The following is a 25,362-nucleotide window of genomic DNA, read 5'->3' as shown; positions in this document are numbered from 1 at the left end:
CTTATGTCCCAGGCTATTCGCGATAACCTCAAGCGCCTGCTGGCGCCCCGGCATCTGGCATTTGTCGGCGGGCGCAGCATGGCTCGCGCCCTAAAGCGCTGCGCCGACGGCGGGTTTACCGGGCAAATGTGGCTGGTCAACCCGCAGCATGACTGCCTCGACGGCATCCCTTGTGTCCGCCGCGTGGCTGATCTGCCGTGCGGCCCGGATGCGGTGTTTGTCGCCACCAACCGTGAACTGACATTGACCTGCATCGCTGAACTCGCCGCCATCGGCACGGGCGGAGCTATTTGCTACGCCTCAGGGTTTGCCGAAACCGGCGCCGACGGTGCAGCCTTGCAACAGCAGTTGCTAGAAGTGGCAGGCGACATGGCCTTGCTCGGCCCCAACTGCTACGGCCTGTTGGACTACCTGCACAACTCGGCATTGTGGCCGGTGGCCCATGGCGGCAAGACGGTCGAGAAGGGCGTCGCGGTACTGACCCAGAGCGGCAACTTTGCCTACAACCTGTCGATGAGCGACCGCTCATTGCCGGTCGCCTACATGGCTTCAGTGGGTAACCAGGCACAACTGGGCGTGGCCGAATTGATGGACGTGTTGCTCGACGAACCGCGCGTTACCGCCATCGGCCTGCACCTGGAAGGCCTGAAAAATGTGCCGGGTTTTGCCCGTGCGGCGCACAAAGCCCTGGAAAAAGGCATTCCGATCATCGCACTGAAAACCGGCGTCTCGCAGCTAGGCGCCGAGCTGGCATTAAGTCACACCAGTTCACTGTCCGGCTCCGATGCGCTGTACGACAGCTTGTTTGCACGTCTGGGCGTGATCCGGGTGAGCGGGCCGGTGAGTTTTGTCGAAACCTTGAAGGCGGCGGCGTGCGGCAACCTGCCGGCAGGAAATCGCCTGATCGCGCTGGCCTGTTCCGGTGGTGATGCTGGGCTGATTGCCGATTACGCCGAGCGCAACCATCTGGCCCTGCCGAAACTTGACGCAGGCCAGCGTGCTGAACTGGCGCAGGTGCTGCCCAGCTACGCCAATCTGGTCAACCCATTGGATTTCACCACCGCCATCTGGGGCGACCGTGAAGCACTCCATAGCATGCTCGACACGGCCCTGCGCACCGACGCAGATGCCGCCATGCTGGTGCTGGATTACCCGGCCGAATTTACCGGCGAGCGCCAGGAATGCGACCTGCTGTTGGCGCTGTTTTGCGCAGCGCTCGGCCGACATGGCAAGAGCGGTTTCGTCACCTCGGCGTTTCCCGAGCTGTTGCCGGTCCATGCCCGCGAACGCCTGCATGCCCACGGCATTCCCGCCTTGCAGGGGGTGGAAGATGCGCTCGCGGCATGGGGCCGGATTGCTGGCTACCAAAACCATCGTCGCGTCTTGCTTGAGCGGGGCGAATCGATCCTCGAACCGCTGTGCCCACAAGCCCTCGATGGCCATGGCGCGGCCCTGGATGAATGGGCGTCCAAACAGGCATTACGCGCGTTTGGCTTGCCCACTCCACCGAGTGTGTTGAGTACGCCGGAACGCGCGATTACCGATGCACAGGTGTTGGGCTACCCGTTGGTGCTCAAGGCAGTCAGCACCGATTTACCGCATAAAACCGAAGCCGGGGCGGTGGCGCTTAACCTGCCAGACGCAGCCGCTTTAAGCGCTGCGATTGAGCAGATGCGCGGGCAAATCGCCGCGTATGCACCCGGCGTTGCCTTCGATCGACTGCTATTGGAGTCCATGGCAGCCCAGCCCTTGGCCGAGTTGATCGTAGGCATCAAGCGTGAAAACGACTTCGGCCTGGCCCTGGTGATTGGCGCCGGTGGCATCCTGGTGGAACTGCTCAAGGACAGCCGCAGCCTGTTGCTGCCCACCACTGACGAGGCGATTGGCAACGCGTTGCTCAGCCTGCGCAGCGCCGCTTTGCTGCAAGGTTTTCGCGGGCGTGAGGTGGCGGATATGGACGCGTTGGTCTCGGCGATTCGCGCGGTGGCTGACTACGCCTGTGCCAATGCCGAACGGTTGCTGGAACTCGATGTGAACCCATTGCTGGTCAATGCCCAAGGCGCCACGGCGGTCGATGCATTGATTCGACTAGGAGATGGCTATGCAAGATAAAATGGTGACCGGCGGCCAGGCGCTGGTGCGGTTGTTGGCCAACTATGGCGTCGACACGGTGTTCGGCATTCCCGGTGTGCACACCTTGGAACTGTATCGCGGCCTGCCCGGCAGCGGCATTCGCCACGTGCTCACGCGCCACGAACAGGGCGCCGGTTTTATGGCCGACGGCTATGCACGAGTCAGTGGTAAACCCGGCGTGTGTTTTGTCATCACCGGCCCTGGCGTCACCAATGCCGCAACCGCCATCGGCCAGGCCTATGCCGATTCCATTGCGATGCTGGTGATCTCCAGCGTCAACTCCACCGCCAGCCTCGGCAAAGGCTGGGGCAGCCTGCACGAGACCCAGGATCAGCGGGCGATCACCGCTCCCATCACCGCGTTTTCGGCGGTGGCATTGAGTGCCGAGGATCTGCCCGAGCTGATCGCCCGTGCCTACGCGGTGTTCGACAGCGAGCGGCCACGGCCGGTGCATATTTCGGTGCCGCTGGATGTGTTGGCGGCACCGGTCAAAAGGGATTGGAGCAATGAGGTGGTCCGCCGTCCAGGGCGTGGTCTGCCATCGGCCGACGTGCTGGAGCAGGCAGTGGCCGCGCTCGCGGCGGCCAAACGGCCGATGATCATTGCCGGCGGGGGCGCATTGGCAGCAAGCGAGGCGTTACAGCGTTTGAGTACGCGCCTGGCGGCGCCGTTTTTTACCAGCGTTGCGGGTAAGGGACTGCTGCCGATCAACGATCCGCTGAATGCCGGTTCCACCCTGTGTGTCGAACCGGGCTGGCAACTGATCAGCGAGGCCGATGTGGTGCTGGCGGTCGGTACGGAAATGGCTGACACCGATTATTGGCGCGAGCGTTTGCCAATCAAGGGTGAGCTGTTACGGGTGGATATCGACCCGCGCAAATTCAATGATTTCTACCCCTGCACGCTGGCGTTGCACGGCGATGCCAACCAGACCGTGTTGGCCTTGCTCGAGGGGTTACCGCCTGCACCGCGCCACGCAGACGCGTCGATCAAAAAGGTCGCAACATTGCGCCAGGCGGTAGCGCTTGGGCACGGCCCGCTACAGGCCATTCATCAAGCCATTCTTGACCGCATCGAGGCCGAACTGCCTGCCAACGCGTTCATCAGCAGTGACATGACCCAACTGGCCTACACCGGCAACTACGCTTACCCAAGCCGCGCCCCGCGCAGCTGGTTGCACCCCACCGGCTACGGCACCTTGGGCTATGGCTTGCCCGCCGGCATCGGCGCCAAGTTCGGTGCGCCGCTGCGCCCCGGCCTGGTGTTAGTGGGGGACGGCGGTTTTCTCTACACCGCCCAGGAACTGGCGACCGCCGTGGAGGAACTGGACAGCCCGTTGGTGGTGCTGTTGTGGAATAACGACGCCCTTGGTCAGATCCGCGACGACATGCTGAGCCTGGATATCGAACCCATCGGTGTGCTGCCGCGCAACCCGGATTTTGCGCTGTTTGCCCAGGCGTTCGGTTGTGCCGTGTACCAACCCAAGAGCCTGGATGAATTGCAGACGGACTTGCGCAACGGCTTCAAACGCAATGGCGTGACGTTGATCGAGCTCAAACATGCCTGTGCCTGTTGACCCATACAGGCGCGGGACCCTGGGCGAAAACAACCAAAGGCGCACCGGCCTGCTGTTTTTATCGGAAGTGAAAATGGCCCCCGAATGGCTTGATCATTTGCTCGCCCAACGGGCGGCGTACAGCGTTTGAGGAGTTCACATGAAGGTTTTGATTGTTCACGCCCACCCTGAGCCGCAGTCCTTTACCGCTGCGTTGCGCGACCAGGGCGTGACCACGCTGCAAGGCCTGGGGCATCAGGTGCAGGTGAGTGACTTGTATGCCATGCAGTGGAACCCGGTGGCGTCGGCGGCTGATTTTTCCACGCGAGAGAATCCCGAGTATCTAGTGTATGCACTGGAGCAACGCCTGGGTGTAAAAAAACAGTCGATCGCGGCGGATATTCAGGGCGAGTTGGACAAGGTGCTATGGGCCGACCTGCTGATCTTCAATTTTCCGATCTTCTGGTTCTCTATGCCTGCAATGCTCAAGGGCTGGGTCGACCGCGTGCTGGTGTCCGGTGTGTGTTATGGCGGCAAGCGGCTCTATGATCAGGGCGGTTTGGCGGGCAAGCGTGCGCTGGTCACGGTGACCTTGGGCGGGCGCGAACACATGTTCGGTGAAGGCGCGATTCACGGGCCGCTGGAGGATATGTTGCGGCCGATCCTGCGCGGTACGTTGGCGTATGTCGGGTATGAGGTGCTGGCGCCGTTTGTGGCGTGGCATGTGCCGTATATCAGCGACGAGGCGCGGCGTGATTTTCTGCTGGCGTATGAGCAGCGGCTACAAGGGCTGGTGGATGAACAGCCCTTGGTGTTTGCGCAACTGGCGCAGTTTGATGAGGCGCTGTACCCACTTTCCTGAGCCCGGCGACGTTCAACTGTGGGAGCTGGCAAGCCAGCTCCCACAGTTTGATTCTCATCGGTCAGTCGGCTTTGCTGTGCGCGCGAAGGCGCTCGGCCGCACTGCGCAACAACTGCTCGGTACTGTTCCAGCCCAGGCAACCATCTGTCACCGACACGCCGTACTTCATCGACGCACTCAACGGTTGGCAACCTTCGAACAGATGACTTTCGAGCATCATGCCGATCAGCGAGGTGTCACCCTGCAGGCGCTGTTCCAACACGTCGTTGAACACCGCCGGTTGACGCAACGGGTCCTTGCCACTGTTGGCGTGGCTGCAATCGACCATAATCCCCGCCGCGACCTTGGACTTGGCCAGGTCATGCTTCACCTGCGCCACGCTTTGCGCGTCGTAGTTCGGCCCACGGTGACCGCCGCGCAGCACCAGATGGGTGTCGAGGTTGCCCGGGGTCTGGATGATCGCCGGGTGGCCCTGGCTGTCGACGCCGAAGTGGCGGTGCGGGTGCGACGCCGAGCGCATTGCATCGCAGGCAATCGCAACCCCGCCGTCGGTGCCGTTCTTGAAGCCGACCGGCATGCCCAGGCCGCTGGCCATTTCGCGGTGGATCTGTGATTCAGTCGTGCGCGCACCGATGGCGACCCAACTCAGCAGGTCATCGAAGTAGCCGGCGGCCATCGGTTGCAGCAGCTCGGTGGCGACCGGCAATCCCAGGCGCAGCATTTCGCGCATCAGCTCGCGGGACAGCGTGAGGCCGGCGGCCATGTCGTCGCTGCCGTCCAGGTGCGGGTCGTAGGCCAGGCCTTTCCAACCGATGGTGGTGCGCGGTTTTTCGACGTAGGCACGGATCACCAGCAGCATCTGGTCGCTGACCTCAAGTGCCAGCTTCTTCAGGTTGCGCGCGTATTCCATGGCGGATTCGGGGTCGTGGATCGAACACGGGCCGACAATCACCAGCAAACGTGAATCTTCGCCATTGAGAATGGCGCGCACGGCTTGGCGATGGGCGTGGATCTGTTCATTGAGGAACGGGCTGAGAGGCAACCGGTGCTTGAGCTCAAGGGAGCTGGGCAGGCGCTGGGTCAGGGCCTCATTGGCGCTGGACAGGGCAGAGACGGGCAGAGCGGCGATGGAGGAGTTCATATTCAAGGCTTCCTGGGCAAGCGGCGGGCTGTTCCCGCACGCTCTGCCCTACTGGGGTGTTCGACAATTGGCCGTATTGGCTGCGTGTGTTGGCTTGCCACCAATAGGTGACCGATCGGAGGCGGCAGGCTGTCCCGAACGGAGCTTGCTAAATCGCCATGCAGTGGAAGTGTCGTAGCGGTAATAGGTGGCGTAGTTCATGTCGTGAGTCCTTTTAGTGTTCGGTGTGATGCAAAATAATTAAGGCTTGAAAAAACAAAACCCCCGGTCGGGGAGCCGACCGGGGGTTAGATTTCTCTGGTAGGCGACCCCTTGAGTAGTGGGCGCCGATTTCAGGTATCAGGCGCGCCAGTGGCTAAACCAATACCCAAAATAAAAGCTGACCAGTGCGCTCAAACCGTTCACACGGGCAGCCGACACCGAGCGCGATGCGCTGGCAGCAGGGCAAACCTGAGTGTGGGTGAGTTGCAACATGGTGTTTCTCCAAATGATGGGGGGAGCTTACTAGAGGCGCATGGCAGGATTCAATCAGTAATTTCTATCGCGTGAGGGACTTACGGCTATGGGGTGAGTGCCGATATGCTGGTTACACTTTGGTATCTATTGCTAGGACGCGACCATGACTGCCTTGACCCTTGCTGCTGCGCAAACCACCTCCATCGCGGGTGATGTGCCGGCCAATATCCAGCGGCACCTGGCGTTTATGCAGACGGCGGCGGCGCAGGGCGTGCAGTTGTTGGTGTTTCCAGAGCTGTCGTTGACCGGGTATGAGCCGGCGCTGGCGGCCGGCCTGGCGATTGCACCCGACGATGTGCTGCTTGAGCCGCTGCGTGACAGGGCGCAGGCGTTGCGGTTAACGGCGGTGGTGGGCATGCCGATACGTCTGGCGCCCGGGGAAGGCGTGCTGATCGGCGCACTGGTGTTGGGCGCGGACGGTTCGCTGGCGGTCTACACCAAGCAGCATTTGCACCCGGGCGAAGAAGTGGCGTTTGTCGCGGGGCAGGGTGGTGCAGCCCTCGAGTGGGGGGATGACCGCATTGCGCTGGCGGTCTGCGCAGACTTTTCCCACGCCAGCCATCCGCGTCAGGCGGCTGAAGCCGGTGCCAATGTGTACGCCGCAGGTGTGCTGATCAGTGAAGGCGGCTACGCGACGGACAGTGCGCTCCTGCAGGGTTACGCCGCCGAGCATCGGATGCTGGTGCTGATGGCCAACCACGGTGGCCCATCCGGTGGCTGGGCCTGTGCGGGTCGCAGTGCCATCTGGTCAGCCGATGGCAGCCTGCTTGCTGCCGCGCCGGGTATTGGCGACGCGCTGGTGATTGCCCGCCGCGATGGCGAACACTGGGCTGGGCATGTGGAAGCACTCTAAATGGCCTTTCACCTGCGCGCTGCCACAAGCCAGGACCTGCCGTTTGCGCGAACGCTGACACATGACGCCATGAACCGCTATTACCAGCAGTACGGTTTGCTGTGGTCTGACAGCGGCTTTGACGTCGCCTGGGCAGGGCGTGAAAACTGGCTGATCTGCAACGATGACAGTGTGATGGGGTTTATCAGCGTCAATCGTGATCACAGGGCGCTTTATATACGTGAATTGCACATGCTCGAGCGCTGTCGCAAGCAAGGCGCAGGCAGTTGGGTGTTGGAGCAAATGGTGCTCAAGGCGCGTGCGCAGGGGTTGGGTCTTTTACGGTTGACCGTGTTCAAGACCAATCCGGCGAGAAGGCTGTATCAGCGCCAGGGGTTGAGTATCGTCGGGGAAGAGGAGTGCTTCTGGTGCATGGAGCGCGAGTGTCACACAACCCCATTTGACTAAAACAGGCACGCTGTACGAATAAGCGCATACTGCTGTCAGGACAGAGCTTGTGTCTCGCAGAGTTGAGCGACAGGTTCATCCACGATAATCCCTTCTTTCATGCCCAGCAGGACCGCCACCTTATGGGCTTCCCCACGCCGTCCCTTTTTACGCCCAGCGAGCACTTGATACGTCGTGGCTGGATCGACGCCGTGCTCACGAGCAAACGCTTGAACTGACTTACCTTGATGTTCCAACCAAGCCTTGGCTTGTGCAGCAGTGCGAATACCGGGCATAGTTCAAAACCGTTCAAGTTTGTGTAAAACGAGATGAGTGTGTCACCTCTAGGGGTGTGCCATAAAGGATCATACATCCAAATGAGTGGAATCGGTTCGCGCTTAAGGCAGGAAAGAGAACGTCTTGGCCTGTCACAGAAGAATTTTGGTGAAATAGGCGGCGTTGAAGCTAACGCCCAAGGTAAGTACGAGAGCGGTGGCCGCGCGCCCAAGGCAGACTATTTGTCACGCGTGGCGGAGCGTGGAGTGGACCTTTTATATGTGCTGACGGGGAGCCCCACTCCCATTCAATTTGAAAACCTGAGTCAGCTTGAAGAAAAGATCCTTGAAAACTACCGAGCCATGTTCAAGGAGGATCAGGATGCTATCCGTCGATTGACCACCACGTTGGCGGAGCATTCAGCGGCGCATAACAAAAAACCCAAGCCGATGTTCGAGCAAACCTGACCTTTTGCTCAGCATAATCTGCAGTATGTCGCTCGGTAGAAGCCTGTATCCGGCGCAAACTCAATATATATGACGCTTGCAGCTAGGTCTGCGCCCTGGTTTTTTGCTAAGGTGTTCAGCAACCTATAAGACCATATCGCGAGGTGTCTGCTTGATTAGGGTGCTAGTAGTCGATGACCATGATCTCGTTCGTACAGGCATTACACGAATGCTGGCTGACATCGATGGCCTGCAAGTAGTCGGTCAGGCCGAGTCGGGGGAGGAGTCCCTGATCAAGGCCCGGGAGTTGAAACCCGATGTGGTTTTGATGGACGTCAAGATGCCTGGGATCGGCGGTCTTGGTGCCACTACCAAATTATTACGCAGCCACCCGGACATTAAAGTCGTGGTGGTCACCGTGTGCGAGGAAGACCCGTTTCCCACGCGCCTTCTGCAGGCCGGAGCGGCCGGTTACTTGACCAAGGGCGCAGGCCTGGCAGAGATGGTGCAAGCCATTCGCCTGGTGTTTGCCGGCCAGCGGTATATCAGCCCGCAGATTGCCCAGCAGTTGGCGATCAAATCCTTCCAGCCTACCAGTGACTCGCCGTTTGATGCGCTGTCGGAGCGTGAGATCCAGATCGCCTTGATGATCGTCGGTTGCCAGAAAGTGCAGTCGATCTCCGATAAGCTGTGCCTGTCGCCAAAAACCGTCAACACCTACCGCTATCGCATTTTCGAGAAGCTCGCCATCAGCAGTGATGTTGAATTGACCCTGCTCGCGGTGCGTCACGGCATGGTGGACGCCAGCGCCTGACATGACCACACCGTTTGATCCGAGTGCCTTTCTTTCAACCTGCAGTGGCCGCCCCGGCGTGTACCGCATGTTCGACAGCGAGGCACGCCTGCTTTATGTGGGCAAAGCCAAGAACCTGAAAAGCCGTCTGGCGAGCTACTTTCGCAAGACCGGTCTTGCGCCGAAAACCGCCGCCCTGGTGGCGCGTATCGCCCAGGTCGAAACCACCATCACCGCCAATGAAACCGAAGCGCTGCTGCTTGAGCAGACGCTGATCAAGGAGTGGCGGCCGCCCTACAATATTCTGCTGCGTGACGATAAATCCTATCCCTACGTGTATTTATCTGACGGTAACTTCCCGCGCCTGAGTATTCACCGTGGCGCGAAGAAGCAGAAGGGCAAGTATTTCGGTCCATACCCCAGCGCCGGCGCAATCCGCGAAAGCCTGAGCCTGCTGCAAAAGACCTTTTTCGTGCGTCAGTGCGAAGACAGCTTCTACAAAAACCGCACGCGGCCTTGCCTGCAATACCAGATCAAACGCTGCAAGGCGCCCTGTGTCGGCCTGGTTGACCCGGCGGAGTACGCCGAGGATGTGCGCCATTCGGTGATGTTCCTGGAAGGGCGCAGCAATGCGCTTACCGATGAGCTTTCCGGCGCCATGGAGCAGGCCGCCAGCACCCTGGATTTCGAGCGCGCCGCTGAACTGCGCGACCAGATCTCCTTGCTGCGCCGCGTGCAGGACCAGCAAAGCATGGAGGGCGGCACGGGTGACGTCGATGTGATCGCCGCGTTCGTCAACCCGGGCGGCGCCTGTGTGCACCTGATCAGCGTGCGTGGCGGGCGAGTGCTGGGCAGCAAGAATTTCTTCCCGCAGACCGGTATCGACGAGGACGTGGCCGAAGTCATGGCCGCGTTCCTTGGCCAATACTACGTCAGCAGCCCCGAGCGCGACTTGCCGTCCGAACTGATCGTCAACGTGGTGCACGAAGACTTCCCCACGCTGATCGAAGCGATCCACGGGCTACGCGGCCGCGAGCTGGACATCAGCCACCGCGTACGCGGCACGCGCGCGCGCTGGCAGCAATTGGCGGTGACCAACGCCGAACAGGCCTTGAGCGCACGCCTGGCGAATCGACAGCACGTGGCTGCGCGTTTTGACGCCTTGGCCGAAGTCCTTAACCTGGACGAGCCGCCCCAGCGCCTTGAGTGCTACGACATCAGCCACTCCAGCGGCGAAGCCACCGTGGCGTCCTGCGTGGTGTTCGGGCCGGAAGGGCCGATCAAATCCGATTACCGGCGCTACAACATCGAAGGCGTCACCGCCGGCGATGACTACGCCGCCATGCACCAGGCCCTCACGCGGCGCTTCAGCAAATTGAAGGACGGGGAGGGCAAGCTCCCCGATATCCTACTGGTGGACGGTGGCAAGGGCCAGTTGTCCATGGCCCGTGACGTGCTCAACGAGCTGGCCGTTCCCGATCTGATTCTGCTGGGTGTTGCCAAAGGCGCCACGCGCAAGGCCGGTTTCGAAACGTTGTACTTGAATGATGCCGCGCATGAGTTCACCTTGAAAGGTGACTCACCTGCGTTGCACTTGATTCAACAGATCCGCGACGAAGCCCACCGTTTTGCCATCACCGGCCACCGTGCCCGCCGTGGCAAAACCCGCCGAACCTCAACCCTGGAAGGGGTCGCAGGCGTTGGTCCGACCCGTCGGCGTGACCTGCTTAAACATTTTGGTGGCTTGCAGGAGCTATCCCGTGCCAGCATTGAAGAAATTGCCAAAGCACCCGGTATCAGTAAAAAGCTCGCTGAGTTGATTTATGCAAGTCTGCACAGCGAGTAGAATGCCTTCTCACCTCGTAGCCAGTTGTGCCGATGAATATCCCTAATCTGATTACCGTTCTACGCGTCCTGCTCATTCCGATTTTCATTTTGTTGTTCTATTTGCCTTACGAATGGAGCTATGCCGCGTCCAGTTCGGTGTTTGCTTTTGCGGCGGCGACCGACTGGCTCGATGGCTACCTGGCGCGCCGCCTCGAACAGAGCACGCCCTTCGGTGCGTTCCTGGACCCGGTGGCCGACAAACTGATGGTGGCCGTCGCCCTGGTCCTGCTGGTGCAGGAACACGGCAACCTGTGGCTGACCCTGCCGGCCGCGGTGATTATCGGCCGCGAGATTGTCGTCTCGGCCCTGCGCGAATGGATGGCCGAAATCGGCGCCCGCGCCCACGTGGCCGTTTCCAACATGGGCAAATGGAAAACCGCCGCGCAGATGCTCGCGTTGGTGATTCTGCTGGCCAACCCCTCGGACTTCTCCTTCTGGGTTCTGATGGGCTATGCCTTGCTGCTCGTCGCCGCTGGCCTGACGTTGTGGTCCATGCTCCAGTATTTGCGCGCTGCCTGGCCTCACCTGCGCACCACCGTTGAAAAGAAATAAAACTTTTTTGAATCAAGGGGTTGACGGGGGTTCTGGATTCTATAAAATGCACACCACCAAGACGCGGGAATAGCTCAGTTGGTAGAGCACGACCTTGCCAAGGTCGGGGTCGCGAGTTCGAGTCTCGTTTCCCGCTCCAAATATAGATCCACAGATGCCCACTGGGCGCTGGGGTCAACGACAAAAGACGCTTAGGCGTCTTTTTTCGTTTCTGCGCAAAGCCACTGGCATCCAGGGCAATCCGGTACGAACCTGTACAGGATTAAGCGCAGGGCGGGCCAGTTCGAATCCGTCTGGTGACGGGCTCCGCTCGAGTCTCCAGGTGGGCATCAGGTGCTGACGCTCTAGCAGGCGCTCACCGCGCCTCTCTCGGCATTCAGCATTCGGCCAGCCGGAATCACAAACAAAAACCATAGCCTCTCCTCATATTGAAATGTTTGGAGTGGTTTAGTGTGCAGGTCGTCTCGCGAAGGAACCGCAGCAGTCGACGTGCCATTTATCGTTGTCATTGATTCACCCTCAAGGAGCTACACCATGCAAGGAAGTATGAAGTTCAAGCACCTGGCGTTTCTGTTGATCCCGCTCGTTGCGGCCTGTACGACGCCTGATAGAACACGCGAATCCGCTATCACTCCCCAGCCGCAGCAGGCATTGCCGTTCGATAACTGTTCGGTGGGGTGCCCCGCTGGCGGCAGTCCCCTGACGTTGAACCGTCAGGCGTACACGTTGAACAACAATGGCTCGACCAAGTTTGCGAACTGGGTCTCGTACAAAATCACCAAGGACACCCCGGCCAGCGGTCGCCCGCGCGACTGGAAGACAGACCCGGATATCCCCGCAGGGGAAACCCTCGACCCGGTGGACTACAACGGCGCCAATGTCGCGCTCAAAGTCGACCGTGGCCATCAGGCCAATCTCGCTTCGATGGCCGGCGTCCCTGACTGGCAGACCCTCAATTACCTGTCCAATATCACGCCGCAAAAGGCCGAGCTTAACCAGGGGCCCTGGGCGCATCTTGAAGACCAGGAGCGCAACCTCAGCAAAGCGCCAGGCATCGACCAGGTGTATGTCGCCACCGGGCCTTTGTATGAGCATTTTGTCGGCACGCTGCCGGGGACGAACAAGGTCCATACCATTCCCAGTGGGTACTGGAAAATCATCTTCGTCGGCAGCTCACCTGAAAACGGCCTGTATGCTTCGTTTGTGATGAATCAGGAAACGCCCAAAGGTGCGAACTTCTGTGATTATCAGGTGACGGTTGATCACATCGAAGAGCGCTCGGGGCTCACGTTCTGGAGCCAATTGCCGCAGCCGGTGCAGGCCGCGCTGAAGGCGAAGCAAGGCCAATTGCCGAGCCGAATCGGCTGTAAATAGCCGTGTAAAACGCTGAACCGGGGCTGCCGTTCCTTGGCGGCCAAGGTTTTGCGACGTGCGCGCGTTGATTGTGCTGAAGCGCTCTGCGATCAATACACGCCGTCAAGCTGCGCCTGCCTGAGCAAATCACGTGCGTGGTCCGCACGTAATATCAGCGTCATTTGCCGTTCCTCGACGATAATTTCCACCACGATCAATACGCAGATCATCGGTGCGGTCACCAGCCAGTGGCAGTAGCACTGGGTGCCCAGGGTCACGCAGAGGCCTACAATCCACAACACCATTACCCACTTGGGCGCGCATTGCTGCAGTGGAACCCAGACGCGCTGCAGTTTTTTCAAGCGCAGCGTGTGCAGTCTTAACGACGCCTCAAGTCGGGCCACGTCATTGCTCATGTTGACACTCGCTCAACGGCACGGGTGCAGCCTGGGAGTGTTCTTCCGAGCCAGGACAGGTTGACGCGTTCAACTTCTACCCACTGCTCGCCGGCGGGTTTTGCGCGACAGCTCTTGAACGCAATACACACGTGCTCGGCATCCAGCAAAGCAAAGTGCCTGTAGTCGTTGGTTTTCCTGAACACCCAGGAAAAGCTACGCATCGCGGTACCTCGTTAAATCAAACATGCCAGCTGAGTTCGAACAGCGTGCCGCCGTTTTCCATGCGCCGGCAGGTCACGGCACCGCCATGGGCGAGGGCGATGGCGCGTACCACCGCAAGGCCCAGGCCGCTGCCGCCTTGGGCGCGTGAACGGGAGTTTTCGCCGCGTTGGAAGGCTTCGAACAAATGCGTCGCGAAGCGTTCGTCGATACCGGGGCCGTCATCGCGCACACGCAGGTAGTTGAAGCCGTCGCGGGTACTCAGGTGCACGATCACGTTTCCGGGTGTCGCATGCCGCCGGATATTGTCCAAAAGAGCCAGCAGCGCCTGACGGATTCTCGCGGGGTCGCAGCGCATCGTGCGGCGTTGCAGGTCCAGTTGCAGGACAAAACCGACAGCGGTGAGGCTGGGTTCGAACAGCCGCACATCGTCCTCAATGCCCGTGGCCAGGTCGGCTTCCTGCAGGTTGAGCTCCAGGTAGCCACTGTCGGCCAAGCCGACCACCCGCAAGTCCTCGATCAAGCGTGTCAGGCCCTCTACCTGGCCCAGCAAGCTGTAGAACTGCGCGGTGTCCGGTTCGAACACGCCTTCGGCCAAGCCTTGCAGGCGCCCACGCAAGATGGTCAGCGGTGTGCGCAGTTCATGGGCAATTGCGGCATTCCAGAACGCCTGTTCCTGCGCCATACGCTGCAAACGTTTAGCCATGCTGTTGAAATCGTCCACCAGGATGGCCGCTTCGCCGATTGACTGGTCACCGGCAACCGCTTGTACATCCAGGTCGCCGTCGGCCAGTTTGCGCAGGTTCTCGGCCACGGAGTTCAACGGCATCAGAATTCGTCGAGACATCTTCAAGGCCACAATCGAGCCCACTGCCAGGCTCACGCACGTGGTCATACCCATCCACACCCATTCAACGTTGGCGGGCAGCCACTCATCCACTTCTTCGTCCGTGAGCGGCCAGTACGTCCATAGCAACGCATAGAAAATATAGGAGCCGATCACCGCCAGGGCGATCACGCACAACACCACGGCGGACATGGACAGGATGATCTGGCGGCTCAGGCCATTGAGCCCCTTCACGCGACACTCCCAAACCGGTAGCCAACCCCTCGGATACAGGTGGGTACGCCTTGTAACCCGAGGTCTTCGAGCTTGCGGCGCAATTTGCTGATATGGCTGTCGACCGTCCGCTCCAGGCTGTCACTTTCCGGTGAACACTGGGCCAGCAGTTCGGCGCGGCTGAACACTCTTTTCGGCGCCTTGGCCAGTTGGGCCAGCAACCTGAACTCAGTCACCGTCAATGCCAGCGGCACTCTGCGGCCGGCGAGGGTCACCGTGACTTCATAGCTTTCAAGATCAATTTCAAACGCGTCCACCCGCAGCACTGTGGGGCTGGCGCGGTAGTGGTAATCGATGGAGCGTCTGAGTACAGCCTGGGTGCGCGCGACGACTTCGGCCGGGTTGAACGGTTTGACGATGTAGTCGTCGGCCCCGATGCGCAGGCCCATCAGCTTGTCCATATCCTGGTCCTGCGCCGTCAGCATGATCACCGGCGTATGGCCGCGATGGCGCACTTCGGCAAGCACCTGCCAGCCATCCACGTGAGGCATCAGCACATCCAGCAGCACCAGGTCCGGCTTGAGCGCCAAGTGCATTTCCAGAGCCTGTCGGCCGTCACGTGCGTGTGCGGTGCGAAAGCCACTGCGTTTGAGATAGGCAATCAGGATATCGGCAATTTCAGGTTCATCTTCGGCAATCAGCACGAGTGCCTGGGTTTCTCTGGCGCTCTCCGGACGGGGCATCGATGCTACGGGAAAATCAGTCATGGTCTGCTCGGTGAATACGCTGCGAGCCTTTGCGTCCGTGTGCTCGCGCTTATCTGCCTTGTCGTGGCTGCCGGTCCCTGGCCACGTTGCCAAGTAGTGATCATAGCGTCTGGGTGAGGGTGCCCAGCAGCTGTTTCTCCTGGTAAGCCTGCGCGACAGGGCGCTACGGCGGTCGCAATTGTGCGTAATCAACATGCACTTTCATGGGAGGTTTTGTGGAGAAACGATGGAGACGGGCAATAATTTTGCCCGCCGTGCTCATCACCGCCGTTTTTGCCATCCAGTGCCTGCGAGTGAGTCCAGGACCTGTAGCGATTTGGATCAGGGTTTATGGAAGTGGCAGCGATAGCGGTGGATTGACGATCGATACGTAAAAGTCCAGTATGGAATTATAAGTACATATACAGGGTTCACTTCTCCCTTTCTTCGCGCTTGCCAAACCAACAACAACTTGCGAGACAACGATCATGAAGAAACGCACGCTGATTACCGGCCTGGCCCTGAGCCTGATTGCCTCAAGCCACTTGCTGGCCGCCGAGAAAACCCTGCGCATCGGCATCGAGGCGGCGTACCCACCGTTCGCCTCCAAGACCCAGGACGGCAAAATCGTCGGGTTCGACTACGACATCGGCAACGCGTTGTGTGCGCAAATGAAGGTCAAGTGCGTGTGGGTAGAGGGTGAGTTCGACGGTCTGATTCCTTCCCTCAAAGTGAAGAAAATCGACATGGCCCTGTCGTCCATGACCATCAACGAAGACCGCAAGAAATCGGTGGATTTCACCCACAAGTATTACTTTACGTCCTCGCGCCTGGTGATGAAGGAAGGTGCAGCCGTGGACGACCAGTACGCCAGCCTCAAGGGCAAGACCATCGGCGTGCAACGCGCCACGACCACCGACCGCTTCGCCACCGAGGTGTTCGAGCCCAAGGGCATCAACGTCAAGCGCTACAGTAATAACGAAGAAATCTACATGGACCTGGCGTCAGGTCGCCTGGATGCGATCTTTGCCGACACCATCCCCCTGAGTGACTTCCTGGCGATGCCACGCGGCAAGGGCTACGCCTTTGTCGGCCCCGAACTCAAGGACCCGAAATACGTGGGCGAGGGCGCCGGGATCGCGGTGCGCAAGGGCAATACGGCATTGGTCAGTGAGTTGAACACGGCCATCGACGGCATCCGTGCCAATGGCGAGTACCAGAAGATTTCACAGCAGTACTTCAAGTCGGATATCTACGGCGACTGACTGCGAATACGGCTCTGAACACCACCGTTGATCGGTGGTGTTGCGAAGATGATCTGCTCAGCCCTTCAATTCCTTGAGGTGTTTGTAGACGGTCGCCCGTCCCATTCCCAGCACATTCGCCACATAGTTCGACGCACTCTTGCCCTTGAACGCGCCTTCGGCATGCAACGCCAGCACCAGCTCACGTTTATGGTCACGGGTCAGCAGATTCAGGCTCAACTGGCGCTCGCGCATCCACGCATGCAAGAAGGTGTTGATCCGTTCCTGCCAGTCATCGCGAAACAATGAGTCCGGTTGCGGGATCAGCTTGCTCGGCGACAGGAACAGGTCCAGTGCCGCCTTGGCATTTTCGAACAGCGAGATATTCAGGTTGATGCACAGCACCGCCAACCGGCGACCTTTGTGGTCGTGGAGCACGGTGCTCAGGCTGCGAATTTTCTGGCCGTCCCAATTGAGCTTTTCGTACGGACCGATATTCACTTCGCGGATGTCATCGCTGAGCATGTCCTCCAGCGCCGAGTCGTCGCCGATGGCCCGTTTCGACAGGTTATTGGCGATGTAGTCGACTTTTTGCGTGCGCAAATCATGCAGCACCACTTCGGCGTGGGGGAAGAACAACGTGGCGATCGCATCGGCAATCGCCCGGAAGTTCTGGACAACCTTTTCGTGTTCAGCGGTGTTCATCAATGCGGCTCCAGGCGGACGGGCGAGAGCATACCAGCGTCCAGGCCGAACCGCGTCAGTTGCTCCGGCAGCGGCGCGCCGCGCACCAGGGCCGCACTGGCCTGGCCCATGGCGGGTGAGGTCTGGATGCCATAGCCGCCTTGCGCCGCGACCCAGAACAGCCCCGGCACGTGCGGGTCGAAGCCCGAGAGCAAATCACCGTCGTGCACAAAACTGCGCAGCCCGGCCCAGGTCCGGGTCGGGCGGCGGATGGTCAGCGTGGTGGCTTCTTCGATCTGGTAAATGCCCATGGCGATGTCCAGCTCTTCGGGCTGCACATCCTGCGGCTCGACGGGGTCGGCGTTGGCCGGTGAGCCCAGGAACATGCCGGCGTCGGGTTTCATGTAGAAGGCTTCGTCGAGGGCCACCAGCATCGGCCACTGATGGGTGTCCACGCCTTCGGGCCCGGCGAAGATAAACGCCGAGCGGCGCTTGGGCTGCAAGCCGATGGAGGCCGCGCCGGCCAGCCCGCCGATATGGTCGGCCCAGGCCCCGGCGGCGTTGATGATGATGGGCGTGGTGTACGTCGCATCCTGGGTGCGCACCTGCCAAAGGCCCTCGGCGTCACGACTCAGCCCCAGCACGTGGCTGTCGGTGCGTACTTCGCTGTTGTTACGGCGGATGCCGCGCAAATAACCCTGGTGCAGGGCGTCGGTGTCGATGTCGCTGGCCGTCGGGTCGAAGATGGCACCGTGGACTTTTTCGCGACGCAGGATCGGCAACCGCGCGCACGCTTCGTCGGCAGTCAGGCGCTGCACCTGTGACACCGTGGCTTTGGCACTTTGGTATTGGCTTTCCAGTTCCGCCGGGTCGCCGCTGAAATCCACAGTCATTTCACCGCGCGGTGTGAGCAATGGATGCTCACAGAAGCCCGCTGGCGGGTTATCAAAAAACGCGCGGCTGGCCAGGGTCAACGCGCGCACTTGCGGCGTGCCATAAGCGGCGGTGTAGAGCGCCGCCGAACGCCCGGTGGCGTGGTAGGCCGGGTGATTTTCACGCTCCAGCACCAGCACTTTGCCGTGCTGCGACAGCCAGAAACCCGTGGAAGCGCCCGCAATGCCGCCGCCGATGATGATGAAGTCTGCATGGCTCATGAACATCTCCTGAAAAAGGGGTTAGCGCTGGATTTGATACAACGCATTGGCCAGTGCGACGTCTTCCAGGCCCAACCCGATCGAGCGGAAAAACACACTGCGGTCGTAGTTCGGGCGCTGCGCCATGTCGCTGAGCAATTCGGGCAGGTCACCGACGACGGCACGCTTGTCCCACCCATGTTGTTCGCCGGCGATCAGCATTTCGCCGGCCGCGCCCGGGGTGGTCTGGCGGTAGTCGCAGAACACCTGCATGTCGTTGAGGCAGTGCGGCGGTACTTCATGGGCGCGTGGGGCGTTGGTGCTGATGGAGGTAATCAGCGCCGGTTTGCTCAGGCGCGAGGGGTCCATCACCGGGCCTGCCGACGAGGTGCAGAGCAGAATCACGTCCGCGTCTTCCAGCGCGGCCTCGCAGGTGCTGGCGACGGTCAGGCGTGGGTCCAGGCCGGTGAGATGGGCCAGGGTATCGGCGCTGGCGCGGCGCAAGCGCGGTGAATACAGGCTGATGTGCTGCCAGTCGCGCAGGTTCTGCACATAGCGCAGGTGCGCCTGGGCGACCTTGCCACTGCCGATAATCGCCAGGCGTCGGGCTGCCGCGGGCGCCAGGGCGTCCACCGCCAATGCGGTCGTGGCGGCCGTGCGTTCGGTGGTCAGCTCGGCCGCATCACACAGCAACAGCGGCTGGCCGGTGTGCATCGACATCAACAATGTCCATGCCGTCACCAGCGGCCCTTGGTCGCGCACGATGTAGGGCGACGTCTTTACCCCGTACACCCCGTCTTCGGCCAGCACACCCAAATAGTTGATGAAATCGCCGGCCCCTCGCGGGAACTCCACGCATTGCTGCGCCGGCTGCACCGCCTGCCCGGCGGCCAGGTCGCGGAACAGCTTGCGCAGCACCCGGGGCACGTCCACCTTGGCGAGTAGTTCGCGCGCTTGGGCTTGGTCAATCACTTGAGGCGTGCTGGACATGGCTATCTCCGCAGATAAACTAATTTGTCCATTATGGACTTTTAGTTCTGGCGAGCAATATCCAGGCGAAAAAAAGCTGGCGGCTGAGGGTTATTTCGCAAGCCACACGCTGACACACAACCCGCGCTGCTCCTCGGCGTCGGTAAATGACAGTTGCACCTGCGCCCCGGTGCGATCGGCGATCGCCTTGACGATCGACAAGCCCAAGCCGGAACCGGCCTCGTCGGTGCCCAGGCTGCGATAGAACGGGTCAAACACCCGCGCCTGTTCCTCGATTGAAATACCGGGCCCCGAGTCTTTGATTTGCAGTTGAATGGTGTCAGCCATCACCGCCACCGACAGGTCGATACGCCCACCCGGCGGGGTGTAGCGAATGGCGTTATCCACCAGGTTTTTCACCAGCGTGAACAGGTCCATCGCGTTGAACATCACCTGCACGTCCTGAGTGCTTTCAACACCGATATCGATCTGTTTGCGCTCGGCCAACGGCAATAGGTCTTCCAGCACCTGGCGATACACGGCATGCACCGACAGCGGCGTTTGTACGCGCTCCGACGCCGACTGCGCCGCCGCCAGGCTCAGCAGTTGATCGATCAATGTGCGGCCGCGTTGAATGCCGCGTGACAGCGGCTCAAAACGCTCCCGGCTCATGGGCGACAGGTCAGTGGCGGCCAGCCGGTCGGCTTGCAGGGCCAGGGCGGTCATCGGCGAGCGCAGTTCGTGAGCGGCATCGGCGACAAAGCGCCGCTGGCTGTCCATCGACTGCTCAACGCGGGCCAGCAAACGATTGATCGCCACCACAAACGGGCGCACCTCGCTGGGCAGGTGTTGTTCTTCAATGGGGTGCAGTTCCTGCTCGGCGCGCTGGTCGATCTCGGCGGCGAGCACACCAATCGGGCGAAACAACTTGCGCACCAGATCGCCAACCACCAACAGCAGCACCGGAAACAAGATCAGGAACGGCAACAAACTGCGCCAGGCGCTTTCGCGGGCGTCCTTGTCGCGGGCATCGGATTCCTGGGCCACGGCAATGCGTTCGCCACGTGCCGTGGTGTGCACCAGCACGCGAAAGTTTTCACCGCTCACCTCAACGGTGGACAGCCCGTCAGCGAGGTCTGTGGGGAAGGGCAAGGGCAAGGCTTCATCGTTGGTGCCCGTGGCGTGCCGGCCGTCACCCAGGTGTTGAATGATCACCCGGGATTCTTCGTCATCGCCATCAATGGCCGGGCCTTGTGGGTAGTGCAGGGTCATCTGCTGGCGGTCATACAGCATCGCGACCTGGCGTAAGGTGTCGTCCTGCTGTTCGTGGGTTTCGTCGAAGGCCGAGACAAAGGCAAACACGCTGGCCACCAGCGCCACCAGCAAAATGGCCAGGGACAGGGTGACCGACAGCCGCAGTTGGACCGATTCACTCAAACGCTTTTTGAAACCATCCATCCCATGCCCCTGACATTCTTGATCACATGACTGCCCAACTTGCGCCGCAAGGCGTGAATCAGGAATTCGATGGCGTTGCTTTCGACCTCATTGCCCCAGCCATACAGACGGTCTTCCAACTCACTGCGCGAGAGGATTGCTCCTGGGCGAATCAGCAGGGCTTGCAGCAGCGCAAATTCGCGACTGGAAAGGGCGACGTTGCGATGCGCGTCGGTGCTGGCTTGCTTGGTGAGCAGGTCCAGCGACACGCTGCCATTGTCCAGCAACGGCAGAGCGTTCCCGCCTTTGCGGCGCAGCACCGCACGGATACGCGCGAGCAATTCCGAGATGTCGAACGGTTTGAGCAGATAGTCATCGGCGCCACTGTCGAGGCCGCGCAGGCGGTCATCGAGACTGTCACGGGCGGTAATGATCAGCAGCGGCACGGGGTTGTTGCGCCCACGGATGCTGTCCAGCACATCGAGGCCGTCCTTGCCGGGCAGGCCCAGGTCCAGTAGCACCAGGTCGTAAGGTTGGGTGTCGAGTGCGGCGAGGCCGGTGAGGCCGTTCTTGACCCAGTCGGCGGCATAGCTCGCATCGCTGAGCGCGCGCTGGATGGCATCGCCAATCATCGGGTCGTCTTCGACCAGCAGTATCCGCATGTCGCCTCCGCAGCAAAAGCAAACGCAAACGCGGTGAAAGGATCACCGCGTCTGTATTGAAGCATGATTGTCTGATGTCAGCCTTTCATCGCATCGAAGGTCTTGAGCAAGTCCTCCATCGAGGCGGTGCAGTCGGCCTGGTTCGGGTTGCCATCACGCAGGGCCGAAAGCGCACGGTCGATGGCTTTGTCCAGCACGTGCCAGTCGTTCGCGGCCCGAGGTTTGATCCCGGCCTCGGCGGCATCCCAGCTGGTTTCCAGGTCTTTGATGCGGGCTTTGGCACCCGCCAGGTCGTGCTTGGCGACGAGCGCCGACACGTCCGCCGCGATGGCGCGGAATTCGGACAGGTCGCCCAGTTTTGACGCATGGGGTTGGCTGCTCGTGACGGTGGCGCCGCCGGCGGTGTCTTGGGGTTTGTCGGCAGGTTTGGAGCAGCCGGTGGCAATGCCCAGCATAAAGATCGCTGAAACAATGGCGGCGTGGCGGATCATGTTTTGAACGCGCATGAGGGTTTCCTAGAGGTGAGTCGTTATTGGGGGATGACTTTGCGGTTGCTGACACTGATTTGCGCGACGGCCACCAGCAGGACAATGACGCAGAGGAACAGCGCGCTGGTCCAACTGGCGCCCATGCCCAGGCCGCCATAGGTCTTGGCTTGGGTCAGCAGGTCGCCGAGGGAGGCGCCGAAAGGTCGGGTGAGGATGTAGGCGACCCAGAAGGTCAGCACGCTGTTGACGCCCACGCGCCAGGCCAGCATGGCCACGGCGATCAAACCGGCGAAAATCACCGCGCCAAGCGTGAAGCCCAGGCCCAGCGCTTCGGTGGCCAGGTCACCGGCGGCGGTGCCCAGGGCAAACGTGCAGAGCACCGTCGTCCAGTAAAACCACTCACGCCGTGGCGTGACGATGTCGCGGATCGACAGGCTGCGCTCGGTGCGATACCAAACCACAAAGTTAAGCGCGAGCAGGCCCGCAAAAATCGCTGTGCTGAGGTACAGGCTGACGTCGAGTTTATCGGTGAGGATATCGGTGATCTGTGTGCCGACGATGCTCACCAGCACCACGGTGAGCCAGTAAATCCAGGGCGTGTAGGCTTTGGTGCGCATCTGCCCGAACAGCGCGACGGCCAACAGCGCAGCCATGCCGAGGCTGGTCCAGCCGGCGCCGAAGCCGGCATTGACGGCGAGGTAATCCGCGCCGGTTTCGCCCACGGTCGTGGACAATATCTTGATCACCCAGAATGACAGCGTCACCTCGGGTACTTTGTTCAGCCAACGGGCTGCTGTGGCATTCATGGGGTTACCTCTCCTTGACTGCGCGGTGGTGGGCGCAGGGGAGAAGGTAGGCCCCGAAACTTAGCTGAGACTGAGGGGCGAAGCTTTTTTCAACACATGGGCCATACCGAGCGTGGTGAGGTGAACCCCGCTGCCGATGGGAGGCGCTTGCAGGCCTGAACTGCGCACCAGAATGGCGGGGCCTGGCTCGGCGTCATCGGGTTGCAACACCACAGTCAGCGTGCACGTATTGCCGCCGAACTCGCGTTCGGTCACCACCCCTCGACAGCCGGAAACGTCGGTGGTACTCAACTGCAATTGCTCCGGTCGCAGCATGATTCGCGCCGTGATGGAGTGGGTCTTGCTGTCGACCTGCACGCGCCCCAGGCCGCAATGCGCCCAGCCCGCTTCGATCCTGGCGGGCATGACCACGGCCTCGCCGAGAAACAATGCGGTCTGCTCATCGACGGGGTACTGGTACAGGTCCATCGGGTGACCGGACTGCACCAGGCGACCCTGGCGCATCACCGCCAACTGATCGGCGAACGACAGCGCCTCGCTTTGATCGTGAGTCACCAGAATCGTGGTAATGCCCGCGTCGCTCAGCAGCCGCGCGACCATCTTGCGCATGGCCGAGCGCAAGCCGGTGTCCAGCGCGGAAAACGGTTCATCGAGCAACATCAGCCGTGGTTGTTGCGCCAAGGCCCGGGCCAGCGCCACCCGTTGCTGCTGGCCGCCGGAGAGTTCATGGGGCCAACGCCCGGCCATGCTGGCGTCGAGGGCTACGCTGTCCATCAGTTCGGCGATACGCGTGTGGCGAGCCTCGCCCTTGGTGGCCAGGCCGAAGCCGATATTGTCGGCCACGGTCATGTGCGGGAACAGCGCGCCGTCCTGCGGCACATACCCGATCTGGCGCTGGTGGGCGGGCACGGCGTGAGTGGCGTCGACCAATGTCTGGCCGTTCAGCGTGAGGCTGCCGGTGTCGGGGAATTCAAAGCCTGCAATCATGCGCAACAAAGTGGTCTTGCCGGAGCCCGAAGGCCCGACGATCACCGTGCGGCTCCCCGTGGGCACCGATAAGGTGACGTCTGCCAGGGCGCGCTGGGTGCCGAAAGATTTGCAGATGGCGTGGAGTTCGAGGGCGTTCATCGGCCTGCCGTGCGTTTGGATTGATGGTAGAGAAGGCCGGTCAACGGCAGTGACAACAGGATCATGATCAGCGCGTAAGGCGCGGCGGCAGCGTAGTCGATCTCGCTGGTCATCGCCCAGAAGCCGGTCGCCAGGGTGCGGGTGCCGTTGGGCGCCAGCAACAGGGTGGCGGTCAGTTCATTGGTGATCGCCAGGAACACCAGCGCCGCCCCCGCAGCGGCGGCCGGTGCGGCCAGGCGCAGGGTGATCAGCCATAACGCGCGGCCCGGCGAGCGACCGAGGCTGCGGGCCATGTTTTCCAGCTCCACCGGGGCCTGGGCGATACCCGCGCGCAAACTCACCAGCGCGCGTGGCAAGAACATCAGCAGGTAGGCGAGCAGCACGGTAATCGTGGTCTGGTAAATCGGCCGGGCGAAGTGGATGGTCACTGTGACCAGTGCCAGCGCGACTACGATCCCGGGCAACGAGCTGGTGATGTAGTTGCAGCTTTCCAGGATACGCTGCAGGCGTCCCGGCGCCCGAATCGACAGCCAGGCAATCGGCACCGCCGCGCAGGTGGTCAATACCGCACCGGCCATCCCCAGCAGCACGGTTTGCTCCAGCGCCGGCAGCAGTTCGCTGAACTGCCAGACCTCACGGCCACCGGCGATCAACCACTTGCCCAGCGTGATCAGCGGGATACCCAGGGCCAGTGCACAGGTCATGCCTTGCAAGCCGAGGGCGAACAGGGTGGTGCGGGTGCTCAGGGTCACGATGCGCTGGTCCCGGGCGCTGCCCGAGCCGACCCGCGCATAGCGGGCATGGCCGCGTGCAGCGGACTCCGCGCTCAGCATCGCCAGGCAGCACAGCGCCAACACGGCCGCCAGCATATTGGCTGCCGGGCCATTAAAGGTGGATTTGAACTGATCGAAGATCGCAGTGGTGAACGTGTCAAAGCGAATCATCGCGTACAGGCCGTATTCGGCCAGCAGGTGCAGGCCCACCAACAGGGCACCGCCGCAGATTGCCAGGCGTAACTGCGGCAATACCACCCGCACAAACACGGCCCAGGGCTTGAGGCCCAGGGACTCGGCCACGTCTTCAATGGCCGGGTCAAGCCGGCGTAATGTCGCCGCCACCGGCAAGTACAGAAACGGGAAGTAGGCAATCACCGACACCAGTACACCGGCCGGCAAGCCATGAATCGACGGCACCAGGCTGACCCAGGCGTAACTGTGCACGAATGCCGGCACCGCCAGCGGCGCCACCGCCAACAGTGACCAGACGCGTCGCCCCGGCAGGTTGGTGCGTTCGGTCAGCCATGCCAGCGCAATGCCCAGCACCACGCATAACGGCAGGGTGAACACCACCAACAGCACGGTGTTGAACAACAATTCGCCGACGCGCGGGCGCCACACCAGCGCCTCAATTTGCGCCCAGCCAATTTGCCAGGACACGCCGATCACAAACGCAATCGGCAACAGCGCCAACAGCGAAACCAATACTGACAAACTGGTGACCCACGTGCCCCCACGGCCTCTGAACAGGCCTTGGGTGCGTCGTTGTGGTGGCGCAGGTATCGCGTGGGCGATACCTGGCACTGGGGCTTGAGGCAA

Annotated in this window: 25 protein-coding genes and 1 tRNA gene; 12 read left to right on the top strand and 14 right to left on the bottom strand. The window is 61.1% G+C overall.

Going from position 1 to position 25,362, the window contains the following annotated elements:
* The first annotated feature begins 3 nt into the window (after positions 1 to 3).
* The 3 genes from ACI77D_RS18590 (at position 4) to ACI77D_RS18580 (ending at position 4,550) form a co-directional block, all read left to right on the top strand.
* Positions 4 to 2,112, top strand: a complete 2,109-nt coding sequence (locus ACI77D_RS18590) for an acetate--CoA ligase family protein (protein ID WP_064451809.1) — start codon at positions 4 to 6, stop codon at positions 2,110 to 2,112.
* A complete protein-coding gene (locus tag ACI77D_RS18585) occupies positions 2,102 to 3,709 on the top strand; it encodes a 5-guanidino-2-oxopentanoate decarboxylase (protein WP_407017222.1) in 1,608 nt (535 codons plus the stop codon). The genes ACI77D_RS18590 and ACI77D_RS18585 overlap by 11 nt, the downstream gene beginning before the upstream one ends.
* A gap of 139 nt (positions 3,710 to 3,848) precedes the next feature.
* The gene (locus tag ACI77D_RS18580; protein ID WP_407017221.1) at positions 3,849 to 4,550 is read left to right on the top strand and encodes an NAD(P)H-dependent oxidoreductase; all 702 of its coding nucleotides are present in this window, start codon (positions 3,849 to 3,851) and stop codon (positions 4,548 to 4,550) included.
* A 61-nt stretch (positions 4,551 to 4,611) separates the two neighbouring features.
* On the opposite strand, the gene ACI77D_RS18575 is transcribed toward ACI77D_RS18580, so the two are convergent.
* Complete coding sequence (locus ACI77D_RS18575) at positions 4,612 to 5,691, bottom strand: 3-deoxy-7-phosphoheptulonate synthase (RefSeq protein WP_407017220.1); 1,080 nt, start codon at positions 5,689 to 5,691, stop codon at positions 4,612 to 4,614.
* Positions 5,692 to 6,310: 619 nt separating this feature from the next.
* Here ACI77D_RS18575 and ACI77D_RS18570 point away from each other — a divergent pair.
* On the top strand, positions 6,311 to 7,060 hold the full coding sequence (locus ACI77D_RS18570; protein WP_064451813.1) for a carbon-nitrogen hydrolase family protein: 750 nt from the start codon (positions 6,311 to 6,313) through the stop codon (positions 7,058 to 7,060).
* Positions 7,061 to 7,507 carry a GNAT family N-acetyltransferase gene (locus ACI77D_RS18565; protein WP_064451814.1) on the top strand — a complete coding sequence of 149 codons (447 nt, stop codon included), beginning with the start codon at positions 7,061 to 7,063 and terminating at the stop codon, positions 7,505 to 7,507. It begins immediately after the preceding gene.
* A gap of 35 nt (positions 7,508 to 7,542) precedes the next feature.
* Here the strand turns inward: ACI77D_RS18565 and ACI77D_RS18560 are convergent, their stop codons facing one another.
* Entirely contained in the window at positions 7,543 to 7,782 is a 240-nt protein-coding gene (locus ACI77D_RS18560; protein WP_064451815.1) for a DNA-binding protein, read from the bottom strand.
* An 81-nt stretch (positions 7,783 to 7,863) separates the two neighbouring features.
* Between ACI77D_RS18560 and ACI77D_RS18555 the strand changes: the two genes are divergently transcribed.
* The 6 genes from ACI77D_RS18555 to ACI77D_RS18530 all read left to right on the top strand — a co-directional run bounded on the left by ACI77D_RS18555 (position 7,864) and on the right by ACI77D_RS18530 (position 12,814).
* Positions 7,864 to 8,229, top strand: coding sequence for a helix-turn-helix domain-containing protein (locus ACI77D_RS18555; RefSeq protein WP_064451816.1), 366 nt, complete (start codon positions 7,864 to 7,866; stop codon positions 8,227 to 8,229).
* A 151-nt stretch (positions 8,230 to 8,380) separates the two neighbouring features.
* Positions 8,381 to 9,022 carry a UvrY/SirA/GacA family response regulator transcription factor gene (uvrY, locus tag ACI77D_RS18550; RefSeq protein ID WP_017530522.1) on the top strand — a complete coding sequence of 214 codons (642 nt, stop codon included), beginning with the start codon at positions 8,381 to 8,383 and terminating at the stop codon, positions 9,020 to 9,022.
* 1 nt (position 9,023) lies between these two features.
* Complete coding sequence (gene uvrC / locus ACI77D_RS18545; RefSeq protein ID WP_064451817.1) at positions 9,024 to 10,847, top strand: excinuclease ABC subunit UvrC; 1,824 nt, start codon at positions 9,024 to 9,026, stop codon at positions 10,845 to 10,847.
* Positions 10,848 to 10,879: 32 nt separating this feature from the next.
* Complete coding sequence (gene pgsA, locus ACI77D_RS18540; RefSeq protein WP_053255497.1) at positions 10,880 to 11,440, top strand: CDP-diacylglycerol--glycerol-3-phosphate 3-phosphatidyltransferase; 561 nt, start codon at positions 10,880 to 10,882, stop codon at positions 11,438 to 11,440.
* A gap of 63 nt (positions 11,441 to 11,503) precedes the next feature.
* Positions 11,504 to 11,579 (top strand) — tRNA-Gly (locus ACI77D_RS18535).
* A 395-nt stretch (positions 11,580 to 11,974) separates the two neighbouring features.
* Positions 11,975 to 12,814 (top strand): DNA/RNA non-specific endonuclease, encoded by an 840-nt coding sequence (locus ACI77D_RS18530; RefSeq protein ID WP_407017219.1) that lies wholly within the window; start codon positions 11,975 to 11,977, stop codon positions 12,812 to 12,814.
* 89 nt (positions 12,815 to 12,903) lie between these two features.
* Here ACI77D_RS18530 and ACI77D_RS18525 read toward each other — a convergent pair whose 3' ends face one another.
* From ACI77D_RS18525 to ACI77D_RS18515, 3 genes are all read right to left on the bottom strand, one after another.
* Complete coding sequence (locus tag ACI77D_RS18525) at positions 12,904 to 13,209, bottom strand: hypothetical protein (RefSeq protein ID WP_407017218.1); 306 nt, start codon at positions 13,207 to 13,209, stop codon at positions 12,904 to 12,906.
* Between the two features lie 220 nt (positions 13,210 to 13,429).
* Positions 13,430 to 14,491, bottom strand: a complete 1,062-nt coding sequence (locus ACI77D_RS18520; RefSeq protein WP_407017217.1) for an ATP-binding protein — start codon at positions 14,489 to 14,491, stop codon at positions 13,430 to 13,432.
* Positions 14,488 to 15,237, bottom strand: coding sequence for a response regulator (locus ACI77D_RS18515; RefSeq protein ID WP_407017216.1), 750 nt, complete (start codon positions 15,235 to 15,237; stop codon positions 14,488 to 14,490). The genes ACI77D_RS18520 and ACI77D_RS18515 overlap by 4 nt, the downstream gene beginning before the upstream one ends.
* A 467-nt stretch (positions 15,238 to 15,704) precedes the next feature.
* On the opposite strand from ACI77D_RS18515, the gene ACI77D_RS18510 reads away from it, so the two are divergent.
* Entirely contained in the window at positions 15,705 to 16,481 is a 777-nt protein-coding gene (locus ACI77D_RS18510) for an ABC transporter substrate-binding protein (RefSeq protein WP_407017215.1), read from the top strand.
* Positions 16,482 to 16,538: 57 nt separating this feature from the next.
* Here the strand turns inward: ACI77D_RS18510 and ACI77D_RS18505 are convergent, their stop codons facing one another.
* From ACI77D_RS18505 to ACI77D_RS18465, 9 genes are all read right to left on the bottom strand, one after another.
* Positions 16,539 to 17,165: a transcriptional regulator gene (locus ACI77D_RS18505; protein ID WP_064451822.1), complete on the bottom strand. Its 627-nt coding sequence runs from the start codon at positions 17,163 to 17,165 to the stop codon at positions 16,539 to 16,541.
* The gene (locus tag ACI77D_RS18500; protein ID WP_407017214.1) at positions 17,165 to 18,298 is read right to left on the bottom strand and encodes an NAD(P)/FAD-dependent oxidoreductase; all 1,134 of its coding nucleotides are present in this window, start codon (positions 18,296 to 18,298) and stop codon (positions 17,165 to 17,167) included. Before ACI77D_RS18500 ends, ACI77D_RS18505 begins: the two co-directional genes overlap by 1 nt.
* A 21-nt stretch (positions 18,299 to 18,319) precedes the next feature.
* The gene (locus ACI77D_RS18495; RefSeq protein WP_064451824.1) at positions 18,320 to 19,267 is read right to left on the bottom strand and encodes an ornithine cyclodeaminase family protein; all 948 of its coding nucleotides are present in this window, start codon (positions 19,265 to 19,267) and stop codon (positions 18,320 to 18,322) included.
* A gap of 90 nt (positions 19,268 to 19,357) precedes the next feature.
* On the bottom strand, positions 19,358 to 20,704 hold the full coding sequence (locus tag ACI77D_RS18490) for an ATP-binding protein (RefSeq protein ID WP_407017213.1): 1,347 nt from the start codon (positions 20,702 to 20,704) through the stop codon (positions 19,358 to 19,360).
* Positions 20,680 to 21,345, bottom strand: coding sequence for a response regulator transcription factor (locus ACI77D_RS18485; RefSeq protein ID WP_053255526.1), 666 nt, complete (start codon positions 21,343 to 21,345; stop codon positions 20,680 to 20,682). Before ACI77D_RS18485 ends, ACI77D_RS18490 begins: the two co-directional genes overlap by 25 nt.
* A gap of 77 nt (positions 21,346 to 21,422) precedes the next feature.
* The gene (locus tag ACI77D_RS18480) at positions 21,423 to 21,851 is read right to left on the bottom strand and encodes a hypothetical protein (RefSeq protein WP_407017212.1); all 429 of its coding nucleotides are present in this window, start codon (positions 21,849 to 21,851) and stop codon (positions 21,423 to 21,425) included.
* Between the two features lie 23 nt (positions 21,852 to 21,874).
* Positions 21,875 to 22,639 (bottom strand): hypothetical protein, encoded by a 765-nt coding sequence (locus ACI77D_RS18475; protein ID WP_407017211.1) that lies wholly within the window; start codon positions 22,637 to 22,639, stop codon positions 21,875 to 21,877.
* 60 nt (positions 22,640 to 22,699) lie between these two features.
* The gene (locus tag ACI77D_RS18470; protein ID WP_407017210.1) at positions 22,700 to 23,767 is read right to left on the bottom strand and encodes an ABC transporter ATP-binding protein; all 1,068 of its coding nucleotides are present in this window, start codon (positions 23,765 to 23,767) and stop codon (positions 22,700 to 22,702) included.
* Positions 23,764 to 25,338: an ABC transporter permease gene (locus ACI77D_RS18465; RefSeq protein WP_407017240.1), complete on the bottom strand. Its 1,575-nt coding sequence runs from the start codon at positions 25,336 to 25,338 to the stop codon at positions 23,764 to 23,766. The genes ACI77D_RS18470 and ACI77D_RS18465 overlap by 4 nt, the downstream gene beginning before the upstream one ends.
* Positions 25,339 to 25,362: the final 24 nt, after the last annotated feature.

Source organism: Pseudomonas sp. O39 (assembly GCF_045447295.1).
Taxonomy (GTDB): domain Bacteria; phylum Pseudomonadota; class Gammaproteobacteria; order Pseudomonadales; family Pseudomonadaceae; genus Aquipseudomonas; species Aquipseudomonas antarctica_A.
The sequence above is the reverse complement of the archived record's forward strand: the minus strand, read 5'-3'. Positions and strand labels throughout refer to the sequence as shown.

Coding starts and splice junctions, on each gene's coding strand:
- ACI77D_RS18590 (WP_064451809.1), top strand. CDS start 4: ATGTCCCAGGCTATTCGCGATAACCTCAAGCGCCTGCTGGCGCCCCGG.
- ACI77D_RS18585 (WP_407017222.1), top strand. CDS start 2,102: ATGCAAGATAAAATGGTGACCGGCGGCCAGGCGCTGGTGCGGTTGTTG.
- ACI77D_RS18580 (WP_407017221.1), top strand. CDS start 3,849: ATGAAGGTTTTGATTGTTCACGCCCACCCTGAGCCGCAGTCCTTTACC.
- ACI77D_RS18575 (WP_407017220.1), bottom strand. CDS start 5,691: ATGAACTCCTCCATCGCCGCTCTGCCCGTCTCTGCCCTGTCCAGCGCC.
- ACI77D_RS18570 (WP_064451813.1), top strand. CDS start 6,311: ATGACTGCCTTGACCCTTGCTGCTGCGCAAACCACCTCCATCGCGGGT.
- ACI77D_RS18565 (WP_064451814.1), top strand. CDS start 7,061: ATGGCCTTTCACCTGCGCGCTGCCACAAGCCAGGACCTGCCGTTTGCG.
- ACI77D_RS18560 (WP_064451815.1), bottom strand. CDS start 7,782: ATGCCCGGTATTCGCACTGCTGCACAAGCCAAGGCTTGGTTGGAACAT.
- ACI77D_RS18555 (WP_064451816.1), top strand. CDS start 7,864: ATGAGTGGAATCGGTTCGCGCTTAAGGCAGGAAAGAGAACGTCTTGGC.
- uvrC (WP_064451817.1), top strand. CDS start 9,024: ATGACCACACCGTTTGATCCGAGTGCCTTTCTTTCAACCTGCAGTGGC.
- pgsA (WP_053255497.1), top strand. CDS start 10,880: ATGAATATCCCTAATCTGATTACCGTTCTACGCGTCCTGCTCATTCCG.
- ACI77D_RS18530 (WP_407017219.1), top strand. CDS start 11,975: ATGCAAGGAAGTATGAAGTTCAAGCACCTGGCGTTTCTGTTGATCCCG.
- ACI77D_RS18525 (WP_407017218.1), bottom strand. CDS start 13,209: ATGAGCAATGACGTGGCCCGACTTGAGGCGTCGTTAAGACTGCACACG.
- ACI77D_RS18515 (WP_407017216.1), bottom strand. CDS start 15,237: ATGACTGATTTTCCCGTAGCATCGATGCCCCGTCCGGAGAGCGCCAGA.
- ACI77D_RS18510 (WP_407017215.1), top strand. CDS start 15,705: ATGAAGAAACGCACGCTGATTACCGGCCTGGCCCTGAGCCTGATTGCC.
- ACI77D_RS18505 (WP_064451822.1), bottom strand. CDS start 17,165: ATGAACACCGCTGAACACGAAAAGGTTGTCCAGAACTTCCGGGCGATT.
- ACI77D_RS18500 (WP_407017214.1), bottom strand. CDS start 18,298: ATGAGCCATGCAGACTTCATCATCATCGGCGGCGGCATTGCGGGCGCT.
- ACI77D_RS18495 (WP_064451824.1), bottom strand. CDS start 19,267: ATGTCCAGCACGCCTCAAGTGATTGACCAAGCCCAAGCGCGCGAACTA.
- ACI77D_RS18490 (WP_407017213.1), bottom strand. CDS start 20,704: ATGGATGGTTTCAAAAAGCGTTTGAGTGAATCGGTCCAACTGCGGCTG.
- ACI77D_RS18485 (WP_053255526.1), bottom strand. CDS start 21,345: ATGCGGATACTGCTGGTCGAAGACGACCCGATGATTGGCGATGCCATC.
- ACI77D_RS18480 (WP_407017212.1), bottom strand. CDS start 21,851: ATGCGCGTTCAAAACATGATCCGCCACGCCGCCATTGTTTCAGCGATC.
- ACI77D_RS18475 (WP_407017211.1), bottom strand. CDS start 22,639: ATGAATGCCACAGCAGCCCGTTGGCTGAACAAAGTACCCGAGGTGACG.
- ACI77D_RS18470 (WP_407017210.1), bottom strand. CDS start 23,767: ATGAACGCCCTCGAACTCCACGCCATCTGCAAATCTTTCGGCACCCAG.